This window comes from Streptomyces sp. NBC_00464 (genome assembly GCF_036013915.1).
Taxonomy (GTDB): Bacteria; Actinomycetota; Actinomycetes; order Streptomycetales; family Streptomycetaceae; genus Streptomyces.
Genome location: NZ_CP107899.1, coordinates 7,257,059 through 7,274,137, shown reverse-complemented (window position 1 = coordinate 7,274,137; position 17,079 = coordinate 7,257,059). Strand labels below are relative to the sequence as shown.

The following is a 17,079-nucleotide window of genomic DNA, read 5'->3' as shown; positions in this document are numbered from 1 at the left end:
GTCGCAATCGCACCTCCGAGGGGGTCGGAGAGCGTTCCCACCGATGCGGGTCAAACCGCCGCTTGAGGAACGCCGTTAACGGTCAGTCCTGAGTCTAGGCGGGGGCGGTCTTCCTGCCTTTTCGCACCGTTCGGCTCTTTAGGCTGCTCACCCTGCTCCATCAGTGGAGCACCCGTAAGGGAAAGAAGTCGGACCAGCTCGCCCTGCAACCCTTCTTGAAGTGGAGTTCCATCCTTTCCGAAGGAGTCGATCTCGCCACTGAAAAGAAGACGCCGAGTCGACTCATGCGTCACTTTCACAGTCAGGATTCCACTGTGATCGTAGATGAACCGGACGAGCAGGGCATTCCGCTCGGGATCCTGCTCAGGCTTCGGAAGCCTCACTTCCAGACCGGCTAGAGGAAAGGCGCGGTCGCTGTCGGCCGGGTATCCATTCTCGCCTTCGACAATCTCTACGGTCACAGAGGAAGCGAAGGGGCGCGAGGGAAGGAAGCGGCACTCACCGGTTGCGGCGAGGGTCCGGTTCCGGCGGATCACAGGTTGAAACCCCTTGCGCGGGCCGGCATCGAAGGCAGTCCCGAGGTCGTAGTTGGTGACCAGGCTGAAGCGGTCCTTGTGGTCGGGATCATCAAGCGCAGCAGAGTAGATGGCAGCGCCGCGGGCCACAGCCGTCATGGGGTTGCAGAGCTCGGGCGGGATGATGCGGTCAGAGCCGAAGATACTCGCGACCGCGTCCCGGGCCTCGGGGATCTGGGAAGTACCGCCGATCATCAGGACTGCGTCCACGTCGGCTGGAGTGAAACCCGTGTCTTGCAGGCACTGCGCCAGCGGTTCCATTGCCCGCTCGATCAGCGGGGCCACCGCCGCGGTGTACTCGGCACGGGAGATGTTGAGTGACTTCCCAAGCGCTGGGATGTCGAGAGGCACTTCGGGAACATTCCGTCGCGACAGTGAGATCTTCGTGAGCTCAACAAGTCTGCGCCATCTGTCACGATCATCACGCGACATCTTGTCAGGGATCTCACCCAGCTTCTCCAGGACGATCCGAGCTAGCGCTTCATCGAATTCGAGACCGCCGAGTGCCGCGACGCCTCGAGAAGACAGCTCCTCGAAGTACTTGCCGTCGTAGTCCAGCAAGGTGACATCGATAGTTCCGCCGCCCCAGTCGAATATCAGCAGCTTTCCCGCGATGTCGATTTCATTCGCATACGAGATCGCTGCCGCGGTCGGTTCGTTGAGGAGGGATTTCACATTGATGCCGGCCAATCGCGCAGCCGCACGTGTGCGGTATCGGGCCCCGCCGGTCGCATTCGCAGGGACTGTGATGACAGCTTCACTGAGGTCGAGGAAACTGCGCTGTGCGGCTTCCTTCATCTGGGAGAAGAGGGCTGCCGCTGCAGCCGTGCTGCGGAACGGCTGTCCGCCGAGCCAGATGTGGTGCTCATCGAGCAGAGGGCTGTCGGCATCAGCTTGCTCAATGCCCGCAGAACGGGTTCCAAGCATGCGCTTGACTGCGTCGATCGGGATGGCTGAAGACGTCTTCGCCGTCCAGCCGAAGCAGAGCGTGCGCTGCAGCTCCCGGATCCCGAGGACTGAGGGGAAGAGGTCCTCGAACTCTGGGAGGCGCCACTGCGCAGGCACGTTGCCACCGTCGACAGCAACGATTTCGCTCGACAACCCGTCCGAGCGTGCGACGACCGAGTTGCTGGTCCCGAAGTCGATTCCGAAAGTCACTGGTCCCCCTCGTCGTCAGCGTGATCGCTTGATCCTGCTTGGTCTGTTCCGCGGAGCTTCGCCGCGTAGGCACGTACGTGTGGGGAGACGGCCCCGCTCCCCGAAGCCCGTCCGCCTGGGGAGGCTTTCGCGGGAGGCGCCGACCGGTCCGCAGAGTGCTTCACGCACTCGTCCGCGCTCACCTGAGGTGCGACTTTGCCAGCCACTTCGGCTTGCCGGAGGGGCAACTTCCCGGACGGGCCGCCATCTGCGTCCCCTTGTCCAACACGCCCTACCTGACGACCGGTTGCCGACCGTTCTACCGTCTGCTGCCGGTCGCCCTCCGGAGGATGCCGCGTATCGGACACGTCTCCCCCGGCCTTAGGCTGCTCTGAGGGCTTCGCAGCCGACTTGTCGTCATTAGGCAGCCTTCCCTGCAGGTGAGGGCGCGAGGAGCTCCCGTGCTCCTTTCCGCGCGGCGGAGCTTTCGCAGATCCGGCCTCCAAGGGTCGCAACCAGCCGGACTCGATTGTTCGGTTGGTCTCGGTATCCAAGTAGGCGGGGCTCAGCACCTCATATGCGTCACCTTCTGCCGGGGGGCCATCGGCAGCACTTCCCTCGTTCGACCGCGCCAGGTTGAACGCTGAGAGGTCACCAGGCTCGATCACGCGCTGGAGACCAGCGAGACCCAGCTCGGTCTCGATCCGGTCCCGGAGTTCCCGAAGAGACGATGCGTGCGCTGCTGCCCGATCGATTACCGCCAACTGGGCGAGATGCCGCTCTCTCACCCTCATGCCTTCGACCACGCCGGCGCGTACGGAGTCTGCGATCTGCTTTCCCGCTGATCGCGCAGCACGTGCGGTGTCGTTGGCGCCATCCTGGTGGCTTAGGGCTTCGCGGAGAGATCCCAAGCCGGCCTCGATTCTGGGTTCCAGCACGGACAGCAGCTCGGAAAGTAGGGCAGCAGCATCGAATGTTCCAGCGGCAACCCTTGGATGGCCTGGCCCGATCCGGATCTGGACCGGACGATCGCGCTCCACCGCCCGGCCGCCGTCGCGCCGAGCGACTTTGGAAGAGGGCGGCACCTGCCGTGCGGGAGCGGTTTGATGCCTCTGAGCGGCCTCGCCGGAAGGATTGCCGCCTCGGTCGGTACTCTGCCGCCACTTTCCCTTCGAGGACATCCTGCGCTTATTCGGATTACTACTCATTGGATGCTGCTTTCAGGTGGGGGGACTGGGCTGCTGCCTGGCGCAAAATGCAGTCCCAGGCCGGTACACGCATACCGCAGGATGCCTTCTGCAGCCTGGCTCCTGGCGTACTCGCGTTCGCCGGCGCTTGCAGGGTCGGTACGGCGCGGCAGAGGCCGGGCTCCATCGTGGAACGGCGCATCGGCCGCAGGCGGCACCTCCCATTTTTCCGGAGAGATCGGCAGCCGGAAGGATCCGGGCACTGCATGGCCGCGCTCCTCATCCTGGATAGCGTCCTTGGCTTGGTTCGCCATTGCTTCCCCCTCTCCGCCGAGGTGGCGGCGCAGTGACCGCCAAGCGGTCTTCCATTCAGACTCGGGGGCCAGATCCCGGAGTCCGAGTGCGAGGTAGGGATTCAGGACGTAGTCGCTCTCCCGGCGGTGCTGAAGATTCCGAATGATGTCTCGGTTGCGCGCCAGGTTCGCGCTGGCTCGCGCTGGCAGCCGATCCTCTCCAGACCTCTTGCGATCGGAGGACGGGTGGATCTCTTCCAGGGCTTCTTCATACGACGGCTTGGGCGAGGCGCGAAGGATCCGGAGAAAGGCACGAACGTTGTGAGCTTCCCACCTGGCGGCCGTCGTCAGCCTCTGCAGTGCTCTTGTCTCATCCCACGCGCGCCGGAAGAACATCTCCGCGCGATCGTGGTCACCGTGCAGCTCCGCGAGGCAGCCGTTCCTCACCATCCAGAGAATCCGCCGGACCATGAACCAGCTGGCGAATTCCCTCTGAGCGGCCAGGTCTATCCGAGCCATAGGAGCCGTCTTCTCCAAGACGGGCCACAGCCACTTGCGGTCAGTAAGCCCCCTTGGGAGCTCGCCGGTTTTGCGGACTGCTCTCAGCTGGGAGGCCAGCGACCAAGGCTCCGTTGAGTGCGGAATCAGGTCGTCGATGGCCGTGACGTCGCCTTGCGCGAGCCGCGTGATGCAACTGCGCCGGAAGATCTCATCCTCCCAGCCGAGTTCCGCGATCAAGTGGGTGGGCAATTGCGCCGGAGCTATACGCGCTTGCAAGTAGAGGCTTCGGTCGTCGGCAGAGCCCAGACCACGGTTACGGAGGCGCCCCTGGTCGATCAGGTCGTCGATGACGGGCAACGGCAAGTGCTGCAGCAGCTCCTGCTGTGCCTCTTCAGTGATGCGAATCCGCGAGGTTACCCGGATGTAGGAGGTATAGCGTCTCCATGCCGCGTCTGAATCCTCACTCCGGACTACGGCGCCCTGCTCGCTGTTGTGGCCATCAGGGATCCGGCCGGGCAAGTCGTCGGCCAGCGCCCTTGCCCGAGCCGATTGCAGATGAGGCAGCAGATCCGGGAAAGCGTCGAGGGCTTCAGCCAGCAGGCAGACGGCTGCGATGGAGGGCAGCGGTAGAACGGCGGAGAGGGCGGACGCCGCCAACTGGTCCTTGGCGGCGTCCGCTGTCCCATCTTCGAGCGCTGTTGCCGGGAAGCCCGCTGCGCGTACGCCTTGGGCAAGGTCTTGCACTGCGCCGACTGCAGCCCTCCACTGCTCCTCGGAGCTGAAGCCTTCGGGCAGTCGGGCCGCGGGAGAGCTCTCCAGTACGGACTCGGCTGGCTCAGGGCTGCAGGACGCGGCGGCCGCAGGAGCGGGGACCTCTTTGCCTGCGGCCCGGGCAGCGATCAGGGAGAGTCGGCGCTGCCGTTCCCTCTCGAGGAGCTCCAAGCGTGCTGCCGCGGCTCCGCCGACCTCAGGCGCAGGTTCGGGAGAATGCGAGAAGAGCGGGTTACCTATCACAGCTCGTCCTCGGCATACCGGGCAATCGCGGAGGTCACTGCTGCCGGGGTCCGGTCCAGGCAGTAGGCATCCACGAACGCGGTCCGCTCGGCGATGCCCAGATCGGCAGCCGCCTCTGACAGCTTCCTCAGCCGCAGCGCCATGGAACCAGACTCAGCTGATTCCAAGGGGTGCTTGACCGCCACAGCAAGGGGCTCTTCCGAGAAATCGCTGTCTACCACCGCGATCAGACCAGCGGGCGTCCGACGGATGTCCGCTTCGATCTCCGTCCGGTCCCTGGACCAGCGGTCAAGCAGTGTTTCGTGGGCCGCGGTGTCGACTTGCAGGCCGCCGCCGTGCAGGACGCCCATCAGGTCACGGGCGAGCCGCCAGTCGAGAAGGGGATGCAGGCGCATGTTCGAGTAGTCGCGGAGACAGCGGTAGCAGGATCCGAGGCATTCATCCGCGTGGGTTGCGCCGAGCTCTTCCAGATAGGCAACGACCTTCACGAGGAATTTGTCGATCTCATCCGCTGCACCCAGACGGGTGCTGAATCCTGCGCCGTTCTCCAGGCTGTCAGCGAGGTAGGCGAAGACAGGGGAGGCGGCTGAGGCGGACCCGTGGATGCCGGCAATGAGCTCCTCCGACTGCACGTCGAGATGTGGGGCCGCGGCCCGGCGGAGCAGTGCGGACAAGGAGTACCAAGCAGCTCGGCGGCCGTGCACTGCATCGGCGAAACCGTGCTCCTGGCCGTACTCGGAGATGTCGAACCTGAGGCCCCGTTGGGGATCGACAGCGGCACGGGCGCCGATGAAGAGCATGTCCGTGTGCTCGGCACCGCCCAATGCGGTCTCTAGGTCTGCCTGGGCTTTGGGGCTGTCAACGACGTGATAACCGCGCCACGGGCCATTGGCCTTCTTGAAGCGGAAGAGGCGGCCGTTGTTGCTGTTGATGGTGTACCGGCTGCCGCTGCCAGCATGGACAACGAGCCAGTCGTCGGCCGTACGGGGTACACGGGGGGCGTCGTTCTCGAGGTCGGCAGCAGTGCGCGTGCTCGCTCCGCCGCGGCCCCACTCGCGGGATCCGTCGTAGTCTCGAGGCTCTCCTGCGCGGAAACCTGCTGGTTCGCGGAAGGGGAACGCCGTGTAGCTGCGGCCGGAGGCCCCGCACGCCGGGCAGGAGACGGCGTCGCTTTCCTGGCCCACGGGCTGGATGTGCGCGCAGAGACGGCACATGGCAACCCAGTTCTCAGGTCCGAAGGGCTCCTCCTGCGCGATGGGCTTCGTTCGGCCCGGACGGAAGGAGACAACGCCCATCGACTGGTGCAGACGACCGTCGCGAGGGGTCTCCGCGCCGGGGGCGAACTTGGTGAGGGAGAGGGAGAGGTCCCGGTCGATGGCTCCGTCCGGCGGCCACGGGAAGTTCCGATCTGGCAGCCGGGTGTAGAGGTAGCGGACCCTGGTGGGGAAGCCGAACATGGGAAGCAGGCCGGACTCAGCGAGGCGCTGGCTCAGGTCGGAATGGCCGGTAGGGGCAGCGGCGACCTGATCGATCTGGTCGATGAGTTCATCGGCGCAGGCCGCTGGGTCAAGAGACGCGACCGCCTCGGGTGTGCGGGCCTGGAGCGCCCGTCCAGCCGCGGCTACATCGCCCTGGTGTTCCGCGACCCATCTACGGACCGCATCGGAGTGCGTCGGCCAGTCCTGGGCCGTACCGAACTCACCGTGGATGTTCTGAGTCAGCGGCGTGCTCTTGGAAGCCCCCGCGGCGGCGATAGAAGCGAACGCCTGGCGGAGCACTTCGCCGAGTAGGACCCGCTTGAAGACGGACTCCATGCCGAGCGCGAGGTAGGGAGCGGGAGTCGGCGCGTTGGTGATCTCCTCAGGCCGGGCGAAGTAGTGCTCGTCGTGGCTGCGGCCTCGGCAGACAGTGAGGGCGACAGCGGTCGGATTGCCCCGACGGCCTGCGCGTCCGACCCGCTGCTGGTAGTTGAACCGCGTGGGCGGCATGTTGGCCAGCATGATGGTGTGGAGGGAGCCGACGTCGACGCCGGCCTCCATGGTCGTTGTCACCGAGAGGACTTCGATGCCGTCGGCAGCCTCGACGTCGTCTTCGCCGAGGAAGACGTCCTGGAACCTCGCCTGACGGGATTGCGCTTCGATCCGATCGGTCTGACCAGTGAGTTCGGCGGCGCGCAATGCAAACCCTCCGGTGCCGCTCTCCGCCTTCCAGGCGTAGTAGTCGTCGTTGAGAGCGCCCTCGTACTTCTGCGGGTCCGCGGGCAGCTGGGCTCGGCACTTGGTGCAGATACCCGCGCCCGGATGGAGGTGGGGGCGGCGGCAGGTGGGGCAGGTCCAGGTGCGCCCGCTGCCCACCCTCAAAGAGACCTTGGCAGGATCGATCGTGTACTGGACGACGGCGGTTCCCCAGACTCCGAGGACGCGATCGATCACATCCCCGTACTCCGCACCTTCCCTCTGGGCGACGGCCTTCCAGAATCGGGCCAGCGGTGCCGGCGGCTTCTCAGAGCCGCCGCGCAGTTCCTTGAAGCGGCGCATCATGCCCAGGACCCGCAGGCTGGCCCTGGCCAGGGAGAGGTCGGAGCCCGTGGGCAGGTCGACTGGGGACCGGTCGTCGGAGAAGCTGAGCCAGCCGAGCCCGAGGGACTCGAAGTCCATCCCGGCACCGGTAAACAGCCCTTGCACGAACTCTCGGCCCAGGTTGTCTTCGATTCGTGAGAGGAACTCCTCCTGGTCACCGGTAAGGCCGGCTTTGCGTCCCCGGTCGCCCTTCCAGTCGAAGAGGGACGTCCACCGGATCCCCTTGTGGTCCTGCAAGGACGCCGCTGGGCCGCCAGGATTGATCCCCCGGTCGAGCAGGCGGCCTCGAAGGTCGTAGCGCAGATCTGAGAACGACGGCAGGCGGCCGAGCACAGACTCGAGTTCCGGCATCCGCGCAGGGTCGGCGAGCGGGTCGTCCTGGAGGATGTCCTTGAGGTCGGCTACTTCTCGCGGATGCCTGCCGCGCAGCCGCGTAATGGCTGCGACTGCCTGGTCCCGGTCGGTGGAAGCGCCTCCATCACCGTAGAAGGCCTTGAACAGCCGAAGGTCCGCTTGCGGATCGCCTTGCTCCTGAACGGCTTCGGCCGCCATGAGGCGGAGGAGGTCCTGGTAGTGGCGCAGGGACAGGCCGCTCGCGAGATCCGCAGCATCGTCACGGCTGTCCGAGAACGCGATGAGTTTGCGCTCTGCGTCCGGAAGGTGGCCGAGGACTTCGGAGGTCAGTACCTGGTTGAGCTTCTCAAAGCCGGTACGCATCCGCCGCACCGGACTGCTGCGCAGACGAGAGGGGTGGTCGATGCCCACCGGCTTCATCGCCCCGGTTCGGGCGTCGCGGACCTGCCTTTGCTCCCAGTCGTCCCCGCAAGCGGGACAGCGGGTCGGAACGGCCGGCAGGGACTTGAGGTCGATGGGATTGCCCTCCCCCTTCCGGTCGGGCACCACGTGGAAGGACCACCCGGTCGGACTGGCCTTGTCGTTGACCAGGCGCCCGGTGTCCGGCAGATACCGGCTCTCCCGGAACTCGAACGCCGCACGGCGCCCCTTGTTCGACTCGCCACCGCTCCACGACGCTTCCTCCGTGCCGAGCGCCGCAGTACGCGGCCAGTAGACAACGTAGTTGCCCGCATCGGGGGCGCCGGTCACCTCGTCCGGCAGCCGGTCGAAGTCCGGGAAATCCGTATGGAGTGAGCCCTTGAACGCCTCACGCCCCATCGAGGACGGCACGGCGTATCCGCCGAGCATGAGGTCGCCGCAGCTCTGGCAGTACAGGAGCTCCAGCACGCGCGCGCCGCAGCTGCACCGAGGGGTGGGCGTACGGAACAGGCGGCCGACACGGCGCTTCGGAGTCCGCTCCCCGGGCACGTCGGGGCACATGGGGTCTGAGCAGGCCCACATGCCGTCGATGTTGCGGAAGAACATGTGGGCGCGGAGCTTCGGGCGCCCCTTCCCGTCGGCGACAGCGAGCGCCCTGAGGACACCCCGCAATCCCTCTGCCTGCCCGTCGTGCGTAGGCGCGCCGGGAAAGAGCTTCTCGGCCGCATCGGGGAGCGCCATAGCCTGCGGCTTTCCCTCCGGCGCAAGCGTCAGGGCGAGTGCGTCGGCAGCGCCGGTGGAGTCCAGGAGCTCGTTGGCCTCTTTGCTCGTGAGCTGCTGGGCGGCGGCCCCGGAGAGTGCGCTCAGATGCTCCGAAAGGTCGACTGGCCGCGGCGCGGGCATCACGAGGTGGCCGGGGATCACCGTCTGCCGGCCGCTCGGCAGAGCGAAGAACGCCTCTAGGAAGTCGTCGTCGCGTCCGGCTTCCAGAGAGGCTGACGCGGCGAGGACACGGAACCTGTCCGGCGCTGAGTCCAGGCCGAGGCGGTGGCGGAGTTTGCGGAGCAGGTAGGCGACTTCGGTTCCAGCCGTTCCCCGGTACATGTGGAGTTCGTCCAGGACGAGAGTGAAGCGGGCCCCCGGGGTGGTCTCAAGCCATCGCTTAGTGGCGCGGAAGAGCGGATCCTCCCGCGGCCGGGTCAGCATGATGTTGAGCATCGAGTAGTTGGTGACCAGGATGTCGGGAGCAGCATGCTGCATGTCCCAGCGGGCGTGCATCTCGGAGCCGCCTACGCGCGGAATGAAGTCATGAGATTTCTTGCCGCTGCGGTTCTCTCGGTCCTCGAGTCCCGTCATGTAGGTGCGCATCCGGTCCAGAGCGGGGCGGGAGTCCGAAGGCCCGGAGACGGGGGTGGCCCCGGTGTAGCGGCCGAAGTAGAAGCGGTGGCCATTGCGGTGCTGGTCCAGCCACGCACGGGCCGGATCGCTGTCGAGCGCCCGGCGCAACCGCACCAGCTGGTCGTCGGCGAGGGCATTGGTCGGGTAGAGGACGAGGGCCCGCATCGCTGCCGGATGCCCGGGCTCGCCGCTCCGGCTGGGAGCGAACCCTTCACCGTCCTGCCACCAGCGGGACTGCGTGCTTCCCCGCCCGGTCCATTGAGAAGACTCGGCCACGAGATCTGCAATCAGCGGAAGCAGGAATGCCTCGGTCTTGCCTGAACCAGTACCAGCGGTAACGACGAAGTCACGGCCGTCTCCGCACGCACTGACAAGAGCCTCGTGCTGATGGCGGAAGAGCTCCTCCACGCCGTCGGGCAGCGCGAACCGGGCGAAATCCGCTGCCTGGGGGTGCGCCCCGGCTGCCCGGAAGGAGTCCTCCAGAGGCATCCCGCTCATCTGGTACTGCGGTCGCAGCTCGAGAAGCGGCTCCCTCCACGCCCCGCCGTCCGTGTTGAGGAGATCCCGCCTCTCGCGCATGACGGATTCGTCATCGACCGCAAACGGCGTGTCGTAGTACCGCATGAGGGTGTCCCTCAGCGCTCGGAACGAGCCGGGGATGTCAGACGCCGAGGGACGGCCCGGGCGGGGGGACGAAGAAGTCATCGTGCGGCCTTCCGGGAGACTGCAGGCTCCTCGACTTCGAGCTGCTGGAGCAGTGATGCGGCCAGCTTCTCGGCTGCGTGCCGGGGAATGTTGTCGTAGCGGACGATTTGCGCCTTCTCATGGATCCGGGGCTGGATTCCCGTGCACAGAACGGCGGCTCTTGCGTGGAGGGGCGGAAGCGGGGCTCCCCAGTCGACAGAGAGCCTGCCAGTCCGCTCACGGCCCTTTCCGGACTCCGGCCGCCACCGCATGGTGCCGGTCCCAAGCCTGGCGTGCTCCAAGAAGACGCCGTTCTCATGCTCCGTGCTGTGCCACTCCTGCCCCCGCCGGATCTGCACGAGGCGCGCCCAGTCAGTGCTGCGCCACCGGTAGAGTCCCTCTTCGGAATACGACTGTGCGGGTTCGTACTGCCGGTTCTCGTGGTTGTAGCGCTCCACCGTGTGGGCATTGCCGATGGCCGGAGGAGCAGCCGGGGAGCCGGGCGCCAGTTCCGGCAGCAGGGCGAAGAGACGGAGGGACGCGCAGGGCACAAACGTGCATCCGACCTTCTCCGCATGCTGTACGAGCTTGTCAGGGTGCTCGTACCCCAACAGCACGGTGTCGGGCACGGCGATGTCTCCTTCAGCGGTCTCATTGCGAATCCAATGGATCCGCTCGCCGGCGTCGTAGAGATCCTCCACAGCTCTGCTGATGGCCGCGGAGCGCCGACCCGTAAGGAGTGCGAGACCGTCCGAGTAAGGAAGGGTCGTCAATACGGGCGGCGCTACAGCCCACAGGCCGGCCCGCCAGTCGACATCGATGTAGCCGAGCGCCGATACATCCCGCAGCCACCGCCCTTCCGCCCCTTCACGGACGCTGATCCCCCGGCTGCGGGTTATCCAAGTGAGGGCTGCCCTGAAGTCAGTGATCTTCCCGTCACCGATCTCGCTAGCCCACCTGAGGAGCAGGTCCCCGACCTCCATCACCGCATCGCCCCCTGCGCGAGCCGTACGCACGCTTCCCACTCGTCCCCCGTGCCGACGTCAGCTACAGCCCGTACAGCCTGAGCCCATCGACCGAAGTGCGTCTCCGGCTTCAGGCTGGGAAAGGCTGGCAGCGCTGCTTCAAGGCGCCAGGTAGCGCGGCTGTTCTGGAAGATCCATCCACCGCAGGCCGGAACGCGGACTTCGAAGCAGTACCCCGATGGGGTCTCCGGCAGCCTCTCCCACCACCCCGGGACGTCGGGTTCGGCAACTCGCCACCCACGTCCGTCGGTTGAAAGGAAGAGAGTCTCATCGGCTCCGCGGCGGCACAGCAGGACAGGCCACTCGGCATCAGCCTCTGCCAGGTGTGTGTCAAGCGCGGCACCTCGGATCGCTGTATCGCCGCTGGCCTGTCCGGCGTATGCCTCGGCGCGCCCTCCGACGAAGGGAAAGCCGATTGGAGCAGCTGTTTCGCGAAGCGAAGGAGCCGACTCGGCGGTCGTGAACTCCAAGCTGCTTCCGCCTGCCTGGACCGTGTGCCTGCCGAGGCCGGGTCCGCAGTCAGAGAGCCGCAGCGGTGCAGCAGTCCGGGGCCTTGACGGCACGTCAAGGCCGTCAAGGAGAACCCTGCCGGGGGCGCCACCAGGCAATGCAAGGTCCGGCTCGCCACCCGTCAGGTAGAGGCTGCTGCTGATGTCCGGCGCGATCAGGAGCCCGCCTTGCAAGCGGGCCTTGAATTGCGCTGCCGGCAGCGTCCCTACCACCGCGCCCGCGGTATCGAGGATGGCCGAGCGAAGAGCGACTGGATCATCAAAGACCACATGATGGTGGAGAGTCCATCCGTCCGGCATCCAGGAGAGGCGTCCCGGCTCCTTCTTCCGTCCCGGCGAAGCCGCACGCCTGAGGAGTCGCTCAACGTCGGGAGCCGCTTCGGGCGCGGAGAGGATCATGTGGTCCTCGCCCGGCGAGAATCGCTCCGCACTGGTTCGGCAGTCCAGAGCGACGTTCTGACGGAGCAGAACGAGGGGCGAGGCGGAGCGGGAGACTGCGATGCCGTCTCCGTGCAGCTGTACCCCCCGGTGCAGACTGCGAGCTGTCGGGAGGGGAAGCCCCTCCGGCATGTAGTACTCAGTGGCCCCGATCCGGCGCAGGCTGAAACCGTTCTCCAGCTGGTACTCCGGGTCACCGGGGTGCGCCAGGCGGGCCAGCCATCCCAGCCGACGGCTCTCGAAGCGCACGAGCAGCTCCCCGCGCAGCGAACCGTGCGGGATGTAGGTGTCAGACCCGTCCCAAGCGTCCGCGATTGCCGCCAGCAAGTCTTCGACAAGAGGACGGAAATCAGGGTCGCGCAGCGAGTGCTGGAAGGACTTGGAGAACTTGGCCTCGTAGTCCCAGACACTGATCCCGTCAGTCAGCACGTCCCCCGGCAAGGGCCATGAGGCCTCGTCCCTTGCGCGCATGACGTTGAAGAACCGAAGCAGTTGCTGACGATCCGAGTCCCGCAGCACGGCCTGGGACAGGGCATAGCCGATTCGGGCCTGGTGGTGGGGAAGGGATTCCCTCGAGGGGATGGTGCACACTCCGCGCTTACCACCCCTTCGCACCTGCCATGCAGCCAGGCGCCGCCACATTTCAGCGACGGGGAGGTAATGCTGAGACGTCAGAACGCCGGCCCTGTCCGCCAAGAGTTCAGAGAAGCGGTCGTGGTAGTTGTTGGCCCTGTGCGCTCCGTCGTTCGCCATCCGAGTGGCGGCCATGACGGAGCAGGCGAGCAGCGGCAGCACTGACGGAGCGCGGCTGTCATCCCGTCGCGATGACTCGTAGTCCTCCACCGCCTGAAACGGCCGTGGCGCAGTTGGCTGAACGACCTGCTTGACCGCCTCTGCCAGCGGAACACTGACCCCGCACTTCCGCTGCAGCGACCTGGCCTCGCGCTCGTCAACGAAGAGGACGACCGGTTGGCCGTTCCACTCTTCACTGAAGAACGCATGCTCCAGTGCGTCCTGCCACTCGACATACGCCGCGAACCCCACTCCGAGCCCCCACTCTTCATGCAGAACCATGCCGTCACCCCCGCGAACGGACGGCTAGCTGTTGTACCCAGGGTGACCTCGGCTCACAGGAGGGTCATCCTAGAGGCCGCTGACCTCGCGGGCTTCAGAGAGGGTCGACTCAATCCGATCGGGCTACAAGCCGAGTTCGCAGACTGCGGCAACGGACAGACGCGAGGTTGCCCCCGGGCTACAAACCCCTGCACGCAGTTGAGCGTTACGGTGGAGGGGCGCGGACGCGCCGTATGTCCTTGGGAGTGCGTCGGCCTCCACAACATCGGCGCCTTGGCGGAACTCCTCGATCAGCTGATGCGCGGGCAGGGTCCGCGCATCAGCTGAGTCACCGGTCGAGGGCAGCGATCAGCTTCTTCTGCTCGGCCTCAGGCAGGGGTGCCTTCTTGATCGCCTTGGCAACGAGGGTCGGCATCAGGGCGGGATCGAGATCCAGCGACGCCAGCAGGTAGCCACCGAATCCGTCGCGCTTCACCGAATCGATGCGGAGACCGAGCTCCCGCAGTTCGCGGATGCGCCGTTCAGTGTGGACGTCATCCGCATTGATGGCGCGCAGGACGGCCGCATCCACCGGCTTGCCCAGGTGCTCGCGCAGGAGCCCGAACAGGTCCTGGCAGGCGGCGGAGTCGTACGGGACAGCCAGGTACCTCTCGGGGATCCGGTCGCCGAAGCGCTCCTGCAATGTCTCACCGACGCGCGAACGCAGCTCTTCAAAGGCAGGACGTGACGGCGGCAGGGTGGCGCGGAGCAGTTCCTGCATCGAGCGGGCCATGGCCTTCTTCGCAAACAGGTAGGCGCTGAAGACCGCCTCGGCGGACTCATCAGCCGCTCCGAGCAGAGTCGCCAGCTCGTCTACGGCGAACTTGGTATTGGGCTTGTGGAGCTTCCAGGCGGCGTACGCTTCCTCGTTCTCCATGGCTCCTCTTCAGCGCGCTGCTCCGCAGCAGGGCGCGGGTGGCTAGGTGGGATGCAAACGGGGTCGTTCGGGCGGTCCTGCGGCGGTGGCCCGGCCTACTCAGAGGCCGACCGATTCGCTTCGGCCTGCTGCGCGGCAAGGCTTCGGAGGACCGGGTGGTCGTGCTTCGGCAGCTCGTTCAGGAGCCGGATGAACCAGGCCGCGATCCAGCAGGAATCACGGTGGACCCAGTCCCCCGGCTTGAACACGGTCGCAGGTTCCCACGAGCCGTGCGGGGGCTCATCGCTTCGGACAGCGGCAGCGATATCGATCTTGAAATTAGCCGCGGAAGCCTCTCGCCGCTCCAGCTGGGCTGTGACGCCGATGATCCACCACTGGAAGATGCGGAACGACGGCGCCGCCGACTCCAGTGCAGTCCGCGTTCCCGTCGTGGTAAGTCCGACGGAAATGGCTGCTTGGGTAGCGAGACCTCGAGGCGGCGCCAGATGCGCCGCGCTGTGCACGGTGACAAGGCTGGTCACCTCGTCCTCGTCGGCCGGGAGATCTTGGGCTGACGAGACCCGCTCGATCTCTTCGTACGTAGTCGCGTCCAGATCGGTGTGGAGGAACTGCTTGATGCCGGCGTAGAAGAGGGAGGGGGTCTCGATACGGAGTTCCGCACCGGCCCGCGTGCGCACTTCGTCAAAGAGCCTGGGCCAGGGCCGCTGGGTGCCCCCGGCGCCCTTCCTGGTCTCGTACCAGTCCTCCTTCGTGTCGTTGGAGATGAAGAGGATGCGGGATCCGGGTGCAAGGCTCTGTGCGTGCTCGACGACTTCCTCCCAGAGCAGGAAGTCACCTGCGGCCTTCACGGGGGTGTCCTTGCCGAAGTCCCGGTAGCCTGGGGGGATCTCGTTGGGGAAGCGGAAGCCGACGGCCTCCTCGATCCGCGCCCGCAGTACGGAGTCGTCCGGCTGAGCGCCGATGCGGTCGCCGTACATGCGAGCCACGCGGAGGAGGACGGGATCATCGGCCTCAGCAAGGTTCGCCGGCAGCCCGTGCTGCGACTTGAGCCCGTCGAGGTGCTTCTTGAGCAGGGCGCGGTTCTCCTGCAGCAGGGCGCTCACGGATGAGTCGCTGATGAGCAGCGCCAGCTCCTCGCCGGCGTCGAGCGGCGCTCCGTACTTCACCAGCTGGTTGATCACGACGTTGCGTGCTGCGATGACTGATGCCACGGCTTGCGTCAGGTGGCGGTTGACGTCCTTGGCCGCGCCGGTGAGAGCGGCCTTGCGCGACTCCAAGGTGCTTCGCCGCCCGCGTACGAACTCCAGGCCCACCTGATGCGGCATCCAGAGCCGATCCGATACAGCCTCCAGCGCCGTGAACACGTCTTCGCGAGCCGACTCGGTGTACTCGTACAAGCTGAGGAGGATGTTCGTGTCGAGGACGACGAGCCCCTTGGTGAAGAACTGCTCCCGAGCAGCGTCCTCCGCCGAAGGCGCTGGCTCGAGCCAGGACTTGAAGCGCTGGATCAACGGGGGTTCACTCGGATCCACTTGCCCTCCTTGGAGCTCGCCACCACCTTTTCGGAGGATCATGCTGTCATGAGATCGATCCTGGTGACGACGGGTACGGGCAAAGTAGGCAGTGGAGCCCGACCGGTCTCGTTCATCGGGTCTAACAGCCCTTGAGGATGACCGCCCGATCTTGCTTGAGTGGCAGTGCCTCCGCGGATGCGGAAGCGGACGCATGCCGGGCTCCAGGTCCGGCATGCTCCCGTTTGCCGGGCGCACCCCGCCGCATCAGTGGAATTGAGAATGCTGCGCTGTCTACTCCACGTCCACGACCACCGCATCCTGGTGCCGCGAGTCCTTTGCCTGGAAGCGGACGAGGCGGCGGGTGGAGTCAGCTGCGCTCTTCGGAGCGAAGCGTGTGAAGGCCATAACTACCTTGGACGGGTCGACCGATCCGTCCGCGGAGACGGCGGCGCATCGGATTAGTCGATGCACCAGCCGCCCTTTGGCGTCGCGGGCCGCCGGCCCCGGCCTCTCCGCTCTCACGCTCATGCCTCCGGTCCGGCCAGCTCGAAGTCGTCCTTCGTCAGTTCGGCCCGCAGCCGCTCCTCGGCAACGTCGGCGTAGTGCGCGGACAGCTCGACGCCCACGAAGCGGCGTCCCTCGCGCAGGGCCGCGACCCCAGTGGAGCCGCTGCCGGTGAACGGGTCGAGGACAGTGCCGCCCTCGGGGCAGACCTGGACGAGCTGCTGCATGACCTCGACTGGCTTCTGGGTGATGTGAACCCGGCCCTTGCGGGGCTGAGAGGCGATGTAGTGCCCCGGCAGGTAGAGGTCGCGGGTGTTGTCGAGGGAGCCCTTGACGCCCCAGATGATGAACTCCGAGTCCTGCTTCGGCCCGCCCTTGCGGGGCCGGCTGGACGGCTTGATCCACGGAATCGTGCCGCTCCAGGTCCATCCCGCCATCTGCAGGGCGTCGGAGGTGGTCGGCTCCTGGCGCCAGTCGGTGAAGACCATCGCGACCGCGTGCTCGGTCGAGGCCCGGCACGCCTCGGTGAGAAGTTCGGTGAGCCAGGAGCGGTAGGAGCGCTGGTCGCGGTTCTCGCCCGGGAAGTTGGCAAGGTCGTGCGCCGAGTTGCTGGTGACGTACTTGGCGCGGGCAGTGCGGCCGGTTCGATCGGAGCTGGTGCGGCCCCCGGAGTTGTACGGCGGATCGGTGATCACCGCCTGGACGCTCTCGTCCGGGAGGGACTTCAGGACAGTCAGGGCGTCGGCTCGGTGCAGCGTGTAGCTCATGGGAAGGGCCTTTCTTCGGGCACGGCGGAGTCTGGACCTGCTCCGTGCAGCGCTCAACGGCGCGCAGTCGGTGCGAGGTTGCAGCGGAGATTAACGGCGAATTCCGGCCGCGCCTAACAAGGTGACTTCCTGCTTCGGGCCCCTGGATGGCAGTCGTTTGGTGCGGCCGGAGTCCCGGTCTACTGTCTCG

General features: G+C 66.3%; 8 protein-coding genes. All 8 read right to left on the bottom strand.

Going from position 1 to position 17,079, the window contains the following annotated elements; genetic code table 11:
• Positions 1–50: 50 nt before the first annotated feature.
• Positions 51–1,733 (bottom strand): Hsp70 family protein, encoded by a 1,683-nt coding sequence (locus OG912_RS32940; RefSeq protein ID WP_327170621.1) that lies wholly within the window; start codon positions 1,731–1,733, stop codon positions 51–53.
• 1,183 nt (positions 1,734–2,916) lie between these two features.
• Positions 2,917–4,437 carry a hypothetical protein gene (locus OG912_RS32935; RefSeq protein ID WP_327170622.1) on the bottom strand — a complete coding sequence of 507 codons (1,521 nt, stop codon included), beginning with the start codon at positions 4,435–4,437 and terminating at the stop codon, positions 2,917–2,919.
• A gap of 266 nt (positions 4,438–4,703) precedes the next feature.
• The gene (locus OG912_RS32930) at positions 4,704–10,082 is read right to left on the bottom strand and encodes a DEAD/DEAH box helicase (RefSeq protein ID WP_327170623.1); all 5,379 of its coding nucleotides are present in this window, start codon (positions 10,080–10,082) and stop codon (positions 4,704–4,706) included.
• Between the two features lie 77 nt (positions 10,083–10,159).
• A complete protein-coding gene (locus OG912_RS32925; protein ID WP_327712472.1) occupies positions 10,160–11,125 on the bottom strand; it encodes a hypothetical protein in 966 nt (321 codons plus the stop codon).
• On the bottom strand, positions 11,125–13,188 hold the full coding sequence (locus tag OG912_RS32920) for a hypothetical protein (protein ID WP_327712471.1): 2,064 nt from the start codon (positions 13,186–13,188) through the stop codon (positions 11,125–11,127). Before OG912_RS32920 ends, OG912_RS32925 begins: the two co-directional genes overlap by 1 nt.
• Positions 13,189–13,516: 328 nt before the next feature.
• Positions 13,517–14,104 (bottom strand): hypothetical protein, encoded by a 588-nt coding sequence (locus OG912_RS32915; RefSeq protein ID WP_327170626.1) that lies wholly within the window; start codon positions 14,102–14,104, stop codon positions 13,517–13,519.
• A 95-nt stretch (positions 14,105–14,199) separates the two neighbouring features.
• Complete coding sequence (locus OG912_RS32910) at positions 14,200–15,636, bottom strand: PIN-like domain-containing protein (RefSeq protein WP_327170627.1); 1,437 nt, start codon at positions 15,634–15,636, stop codon at positions 14,200–14,202.
• A gap of 506 nt (positions 15,637–16,142) precedes the next feature.
• Positions 16,143–16,889, bottom strand: coding sequence for a DNA-methyltransferase (locus OG912_RS32905; RefSeq protein ID WP_327170628.1), 747 nt, complete (start codon positions 16,887–16,889; stop codon positions 16,143–16,145).
• Positions 16,890–17,079: the final 190 nt, after the last annotated feature.

Excerpts from the sequence above, each read along its gene's own strand:
- OG912_RS32930 (WP_327170623.1), bottom strand. The coding sequence starts at position 10,082 with ATGCGGTACTACGACACGCCGTTTGCGGTCGATGACGAATCCGTCATG.
- OG912_RS32925 (WP_327712472.1), bottom strand. The coding sequence starts at position 11,125 with ATGGAGGTCGGGGACCTGCTCCTCAGGTGGGCTAGCGAGATCGGTGAC.
- OG912_RS32920 (WP_327712471.1), bottom strand. The coding sequence starts at position 13,188 with ATGGTTCTGCATGAAGAGTGGGGGCTCGGAGTGGGGTTCGCGGCGTAT.
- OG912_RS32915 (WP_327170626.1), bottom strand. The coding sequence starts at position 14,104 with ATGGAGAACGAGGAAGCGTACGCCGCCTGGAAGCTCCACAAGCCCAAT.
- OG912_RS32905 (WP_327170628.1), bottom strand. The coding sequence starts at position 16,889 with ATGAGCTACACGCTGCACCGAGCCGACGCCCTGACTGTCCTGAAGTCC.